This window comes from SAR324 cluster bacterium (assembly GCA_029245725.1).
In the GTDB taxonomy this organism is placed as follows: domain Bacteria; phylum SAR324; class SAR324; order SAR324; family NAC60-12; genus JCVI-SCAAA005.
Map to the genome: position 1 here is coordinate 36,812 of JAQWOT010000150.1, position 7,307 is coordinate 44,118.

Annotated in this window: 7 protein-coding genes; 3 read left to right on the top strand and 4 right to left on the bottom strand. The window is 44.5% G+C overall.

Annotated elements, in window-relative coordinates:
• Positions 1-16: 16 nt before the first annotated feature.
• From P8O70_07745 to P8O70_07760, 4 genes are read right to left on the bottom strand one after another with little or no spacing between them, the layout of a single operon-like run.
• Positions 17-1,375: a branched-chain amino acid ABC transporter permease gene (locus tag P8O70_07745; GenBank protein ID MDG2196772.1), complete on the bottom strand. Its 1,359-nt coding sequence runs from the start codon at positions 1,373-1,375 to the stop codon at positions 17-19.
• Entirely contained in the window at positions 1,372-2,382 is a 1,011-nt protein-coding gene (locus P8O70_07750) for a branched-chain amino acid ABC transporter permease (protein MDG2196773.1), read from the bottom strand. The genes P8O70_07745 and P8O70_07750 overlap by 4 nt, the downstream gene beginning before the upstream one ends.
• A 2-nt stretch (positions 2,383-2,384) precedes the next feature.
• Positions 2,385-3,089 carry an ABC transporter ATP-binding protein gene (locus P8O70_07755; protein ID MDG2196774.1) on the bottom strand — a complete coding sequence of 235 codons (705 nt, stop codon included), beginning with the start codon at positions 3,087-3,089 and terminating at the stop codon, positions 2,385-2,387.
• Positions 3,090-3,111: 22 nt separating this feature from the next.
• A complete protein-coding gene (locus P8O70_07760; protein MDG2196775.1) occupies positions 3,112-3,885 on the bottom strand; it encodes an ABC transporter ATP-binding protein in 774 nt (257 codons plus the stop codon).
• A gap of 345 nt (positions 3,886-4,230) precedes the next feature.
• Here P8O70_07760 and P8O70_07765 point away from each other — a divergent pair, with 345 nt between their 5' ends.
• The 3 genes from P8O70_07765 (at position 4,231) to P8O70_07775 (ending at position 7,107) form a co-directional block, all read left to right on the top strand.
• Positions 4,231-5,025: a phosphodiesterase gene (locus P8O70_07765; protein MDG2196776.1), complete on the top strand. Its 795-nt coding sequence runs from the start codon at positions 4,231-4,233 to the stop codon at positions 5,023-5,025.
• 68 nt (positions 5,026-5,093) lie between these two features.
• Positions 5,094-6,074 carry an ABC transporter ATP-binding protein gene (locus tag P8O70_07770; GenBank protein ID MDG2196777.1) on the top strand — a complete coding sequence of 327 codons (981 nt, stop codon included), beginning with the start codon at positions 5,094-5,096 and terminating at the stop codon, positions 6,072-6,074.
• A gap of 13 nt (positions 6,075-6,087) precedes the next feature.
• A complete protein-coding gene (locus tag P8O70_07775; protein ID MDG2196778.1) occupies positions 6,088-7,107 on the top strand; it encodes a pirin family protein in 1,020 nt (339 codons plus the stop codon).
• Positions 7,108-7,307 lie beyond the last annotated feature (200 nt).

Consider the following 7,307-nt stretch of genomic DNA (forward strand, 5'->3'; position numbering starts at 1 on the left):
CATTAATTCCCTCCGATTAGTTTCTACTGGTGTTTCTCTCAGGCAATATTCCCTCAGGGCGAAACCTGAGCACGAGAATCAACATGAGGCCCATGACGACCATCCTCAAATGAGGGGCAACATCAATAAAATGTTGACGCAGAGGATTTTCCTCACTGAGTAATGAGTTCAAGTTTCCCACCGCCCAAAGTGCAATCGGTTCCGCTTCAATCCAAGTAAACCAAGTAATAAAAGCTCCAAGCACTGCCCCAAGGTTATTACCACTTCCTCCGATGATGACCATTACCCAAATTAGAAATGTAAAGCGTAAAGGGATATAGGTTCCTGGCGTAAACTGACCGTCCAATGTGGTAAGCATTGCTCCCGCAACACCGATGACGGCAGACCCCAAAATGAATACCTGCCGATGACGGTTCGTCACGTCCTTTCCCATTGCAGCAGCGGCAATTTCGTTATCACGAATCGCACGCATCATTCTGCCCCAAGGAGAATTCAAGGCTAGTGCAGCTAAACCAAGAATTAATAGGAGGACTGTGAGGAAGAGCCCTGAGTAGCAAAGCTTGACGAAGACGCCTGAAGCAGACATCACCATCTCTTGGAGAGCTTCTTCTCCGACTTGGTTCCGATCAGCTGAATGTAATCTGATGACCAAATCTATGAACCACCGGCTTTGTTGAAGGTCTACTTCGTAAGGGACAGGTCGCTCCAAGCCAGTAACATTTTTAACACCTCTCGTCAACCAATCCTCATTCTTAAGAATAGAGATCATGATCTCTGAGATCCCAAGCGTAGCGATCGCAAAGTAGTCTGAACGTAACCCAAGCGCAACTCGCCCCACTACCCAAGCTAATCCAGCTGCAGCAGCTCCACCAGCTATCCAAGAAATTAAGATTGGGAGACCAAGTCCTCCAAGAAAACCTGTTTGCGCAGGATCGACTGCTTCTATATTGAGCGAGGCTTGCTCATAAAAATGGCGTAGCAACGCGTATCCCCCGAGTAGCCAGGCCAAGAACATGAACCTTCGGAGAGGGCCTGCTAGTACTTTTTTTCTAATCCACCAGGCTCCCAAGGCAGTCAAAACCAAAGTAATGAAAGCTAATCCGGTGTCCACTCCACCAACAGCCCATGCCTCACCAACTGGAGAGTAAGAGACTAAGACCGCCGCCAGTCCTCCTAAGGCTGTTGAAGCCATTACTCCAGCATTGAACAAACCCGCATAGCCCCACTGAATATTCAGTCCGAGAGACATGACCGCTGAGATCAAGCAAAGGTTCAGGATAGCTAGGCTCACATTCCAAGACTGTGTGGCACCTACTATACCCAGCAGGAGAGCCATGATTGCAAAGCTGATGATCGCTCTTTGTGAATTGCTCAAAGCACCCTCCCTTTGAAAAGACCAGTAGGCCGAATCAAAAGGACTAGGACCAGAATCAAAAAAGAAACTGCAAACTTGTATTCTGTACTAAGCAACTGGACCAAACCTTCAGGAGACCAACCTTCAGGACCAAGATATCTGAGGAATTTTTTGAATGCGTAGGTAGCCACCACCTCTGAAAAAGCGACAATGTAGCCTCCTAGAATAGCCCCAAGGGGTTGGCCAATCCCACCAACAATGGCAGCAGCAAAAATAGGTAGGAGCAGATGGAAATAGATCAGTGGTTTGTAGCTTTTATCAAGACCATAGAGGACACCCGCGAGAGTAATCAGGACGGCGCTGATAAACCAGGTTGCTCGCACCACCTTTTCAGGGTCAATGCCTGAGAGTAATGCCAGCTCTTCATTATCTGAAAAGGCTCGCATCGCTTTGCCCATCTTGGTTTTTTGTAGGAACCAAAACAACCAGGCGACTGCCAGAATCGCTAATAAAACGGTTAAAACCTGAGTTTGCTTGAGTGCCAAGCCTTCTTTAAGGCCGGACCACTTTTTAAATTCTCCAGCTTTGATGAGAAATTTTAGACCGTCCATGAAAATGATTTCATCTGTTCCAATGAACAACCTGACGACTCCATTCAGCATGAACATCACCCCAACGGAGGCGATCACAAAGATGACAGGCTTACTCTTCCTTTGACGATAGTAACTAAACACACTACGTTCAGTACCCCAGACCAGTAAGCCTGTGATCAGAATTCCAAACGGAAGGGCAAGGAGAGCTGTGGGCAGGATTCCTGCTTTAAAACCAATTGACTGGAACCACCAGGTGATAAAGATCGTGCTGACAGTTGCAAAAGACATCATTTCACCATGCGCAAAATTCGCGAAGCGCATGATGCCAAAGACAATGGTTACCCCAAGGGCACCAATAGCGAGTTGAGACCCATAAACCAAAGAAGGGACGAGTACGAAATTAGAGAGCAGAACAATCGCGTTCAGAAAATCCATCGCTATCCACCGAGAAAGGATCGACGAACTTCTTCATTGGCGAGGAGTACTTGGCCAGAATCTGTAAAACGATTCTGACCTGTCACCAATACAAATCCCTTGTCAGCGATTGTAAGTGCCTGTCGAGCGTTTTGTTCCACCATTAAAATCGCAATTCCTGTTTTTTTTATCTCAATGATGCGCTCAAAAAGCTCATCCATGACAATTGGAGAGACACCTGCTGTTGGTTCGTCGAGCATCAATACGCTCGGTTTCGTCATCAATGCTCGCCCCACAGCAACTTGTTGTCGCTGTCCTCCAGAAAGTTCTCCTGCTGGTTGGAGACGCTTTTCTTTCAGCACCGGAAACAATTCATAGACCTGACCCATCGTATCTGAATAGTCTTCGGTGCGAACATACGCACCGAGCTCAAGATTTTCTTCAACGGTCATGCTACTGAAGACATTATTGGTTTGCGGAACGAAGGCCATGCCTAGTTGAACCCTTTGTTGTGGGGACATGTTCGTGATGTCCTGCCCCGCAAGCATGATTTTTCCTTCAAGGACCTTCAGCATACCCAAAAGCGCCTTCATAGCGGTTGATTTACCTGCTCCATTTGGTCCAACAACAACAGCGATTTCTCCGCGAGCTGCAGAGATTGTGCAGCCTTTGAGAATATCTCCAGTTCCATAACCACCAATCAAATTTTCACCAAGGAGATAACTCATTGCCTGTTTCACAAAAACCCTCTTAGCTCAGTCCCGATGAAGCTCCACGACCAAGATAAGCTTCTATCACCATTTCATTTGATTTCACTTCTTCTGCTGTGCCTTCAGTCAGCAGCTTTCCTTCTGCCATCACGATCACTGGATTACAGAGCCGACTGATGAAATCCATATCGTGTTCGATCATGCAGAAGGTGTATCCTTTCTCCTGATTCATTAACTCGATTGCTTCTCCAATTTCTTTCAGCAAAGTCCGGTTTACCCCTGCACCGACTTCATCCAAAATAACCACCTTGGCATCAACCATCATGGTTCGACCCAATTCCAGCAACTTCTTCTGTCCACCCGACAAATTTCCAGCAAGTTCATCAGCGACATGTCGAATATTGAGAAATTCCATGACTTCATCTGCTTTCATGGTAATTTTTCTCTCTTGCTGATGAAGAGTTGTGCGCTGAAACCACGCACCTATCAGGCTTTCACCCAATTGATTCGGGGCAACCATCATCAAATTCTCACGTGCTGTCAAACTGTTAAATTCGTGAGGAATTTGAAAGGTTCGTAGGAGTCCTTTGGAAAAAAGTTGGTGTGGTTTTAATCTAGTTACATCCTCTCCATCAAGTAGGATTTGTCCTTGATCAGGTGGAAAGGTACCTGCAATCAGATTGAATAGGGTTGTTTTTCCAGCTCCATTGGGACCTATTAATCCTGTAATCAACCCTTTCTGAATTTCTAGACTTATTCCGTTTACTGCCTGGACTCCGCCAAAATGTTTATAAAGGTTTCGAACAGAGATCACGTAGGGGATTTCTCAATGATGAGTTTTAAGACTTGGGGGGTAAGTAGGACTCAGGTGACCTAGTTCAACAAACCAAATTCAAGCTTCGCTGAACAAATACCATCAATAGTTAGTAAATGCACATTTCAGAATATATATAAAATCAAAAATAGTTGTAGTTTCCATCTTTTCAGTAATGAAATAATGTTAAATTTGAGGGAAGATGCTTGTTTAGCTTCATCAGAAAGTCAAGCGCACTTGGTTTTACAAATTTCCCTGATCAGGTTTTAGCTTCCATTGGTGAGATTATTTCCTGTCTAGTTAAATTTAAAGATTGTTGATAAATGAATATCTTAAAGAAGAACTATGAAAATCATACAATTAACTGATCTTCACCTCGTTCCTAAAGGTCAGAAAATCCATGAGTTAGACCCCGGTCAACGTCTTGAACAGGCGTTGGCGAACATCAAGCTTAGGCATCCTGACTTGGATCTGCTTGTAATTACTGGTGATCTTTGCAATGAAGGGGATACGCTCTCTTATCGCCTTCTCAGAGCATTACTAGAAAAATATGAACTAAATTATCAGCTTGTGCTTGGAAATCACGACCAACGAGAACCATTCAGAGGTGTTTTTCCAGAAACAGCAATAGACCCGCATGGTTTCATTCAATCCAAACTGCAATCCGATGGGGATGTCTATCTCTTTTTGGATACTTTGCAGGAAGGTAAAGTTGCAGGTAGTTATTGTGAAAAAAGACAAGACTGGTTGCGGAACGAATTGAAGAGTCACTCAAATAATCCTGTTTACGTCTTTCTTCACCATCCTCCCTTCAAGGTGGGCATGAAGGAAATGGACAACTGCAATCTAGCTGATGGCGAGCTCTTAGGGGAGATCCTGAATTCTCACGCCAACATAAAACACTTATTCTGCGGGCATTTGCATAGACCACTTCATGGCGTTTGGCGAGGGATACCTTTTACATGTCAGCCTTCGACCGTCCACCAATTTACTTTCACAACCGAGAATTTGCACTTTCAACTGATCAAGGAACCACCAATTTACTCAGTTATTACTTTGTCGGATTGGGGAATGGTTGTGCATCAACATCAATATCTGGAAGATGCAGAAAGCGGCAGGTTCGAGGAGATGGAACATTGAATCCATTTCTGAGTGAATTGCCCTTACTCCCTTACAGTACTTCTGAATTAAGCCTTTGGTATTTCTGAATGCAAGAAACCGAAAATAGTTCCAACCTATTGACACTGAAAGACTATGATCTCAGCCTAAATTCTGAGAAAGGGCCTGTCCAGGTTCTTAACAAGGTCAACATCACACTGAATGCGCAGGAGACCGTTGGTCTTGTCGGAGAATCTGGCTGCGGAAAATCGATGACAGCATTGTCAATGATGGGTTTGCTTTCGAACAAAATAATAGCTGAAAATCAGGGAGAGCTCTTATGGAGAGGCGAAAATCTTTCAAATGCTTGCAATAAACGATGGCGCGAGTTGCGCGGAAAAGAAATGGCGATGATCTTTCAGGAACCGATGACTGCCTTGAATCCTGTACTGACGATTTATGAGCAACTTGATGAAGTACTGAAGGAACATTCTTCTTTAGGAAATCAAGACCGTAGAAAGAAAATTTCTGATCTTTTGAGGCAAGTAGGGCTTCGAGATGTTGACAGCAAGCTAGAGTGGTATCCGCATCAATTCTCTGGAGGCATGAGGCAGAGAGTGATGATAGCTATGGCCCTCGTCTGTGAGCCAGATTTATTGATCGCTGATGAGCCAACAACCGCTTTGGATGTGACTACACAAGCACAGATTCTCAGGCTAATCAAAAATCTTCAAAGAGAACGCAAGATGGCCTTGCTTTTCATCTCACATGATTTGGATGTCGTAGGCTTTCTAGCAGACCGAATTGTGATCATGTATGCTGGAGAAGTAGTTGAAGATCTACCGGTTGAACAATTGGAGAGCCCTGCACATCCTTACACCATCGCACTTCAGCAAGCTCGGCCACGACCTGGAAAATCCAATTTTGGTTTTGAACCAATCCCTGGGACCCTGCCGCAACCTGGGTCGATCTTGAATGGATGTCGATTCAGGGATCGATGCGCAAAAGCGAATAAACAATGTGAAATAAACCCTCCTTGGCAATTCCAAAACAACCAACATCGGATTCGTTGTTGGCATCCAAAAATTTAGAAGAGAGAAGTGAATGGCTACAATGACAATCGAAAATCTTGGTTTTCCTTGGGCTACCAGAGATCCATTTTTATTTTGTGTTCATCATCTGGACTTTTATCCCAAAGGGAATGGCAAAGGAGGGCCTGCAGCAACACTCCGGGGACGTCAGATCGGAAATGATTTTATCATCAAAGATGGTTGGCGAATGTACCATGGAGATAAGATTCCTGGGTTTCCAGCGCACCCACATCGTGGTTTTGAAACAGTGACTGTTGTTCAGAGAGGAATGGTGGACCATGCTGACTCGATGGGAGCTGCGGGTCGTTACGGTGGCGGTGATGTTCAGTGGATGACAGCTGGATCTGGGGTTCAGCACTCAGAAATGTTTCCGCTCCTTGAAGAGAATCAAGGTAATACTTTGGAATTATTCCAAATCTGGCTCAATCTACCTAAGCATCGAAAAATGGTTGATCCCAACTTTAAAATGCTCTGGGCGGAGACAATTCCAACAAGTACTTTTGAAGATGAAGCAGGGCGCAGCATTCAGGTTATTCAATACTGTAAGGGTTTTGGAACCAAAAAAGGGCCAGTGCCAACTCATGACTCATGGGCCAGTGAAGCAATCAATGATGTGGCAATTTGGGTAATTTCACTTGATGAACAAACTAGATGGGAATTACCAGAGGTTCTGAAGGGAGTGAACCGAAGCTTGTATCTTTACGAAGGAAAATCTGTTGAAGTTGCAGGTGAGCAGTTAAAACTTAATCAAGTGGGCCACATTAATCAGGCAGAGAGCTTGAAGATTATAAATGGTGAAAGTGCTTCGAAGCTTCTTCTCCTGCAGGGGAGACCCATTGACGAACCAGTTGTGCAATATGGGCCCTTTGTAATGAATTCACGACAAGAAATTGTTGATACTTTCGAGGAATATCGGCGAACCCAATTCGGAGGATGGCCTTGGAAAAGTCCTGATCAAATTCATGGACTCCTAAGTGGAAGATTTGCAAGGCATGCTAATGGGGTAGAAGAAAAACCAACTATCCCCAATTGATTGGAGCTAACTCTTTTCTCAAATGTTGAGAAATATTTAATCAAGCAAGGCTGGACCAGCAATCCATCCCACTGAAAAAAGAAGTGACTGAAGTAGAAGTATTTTTCCAGTAGTCCCCAAAACAACATTCAACTCCCTACCTTTTGTACCAGAAAGAACCATCTTTATCACACCAAGAATGGGCCACAACGCCAACAAAC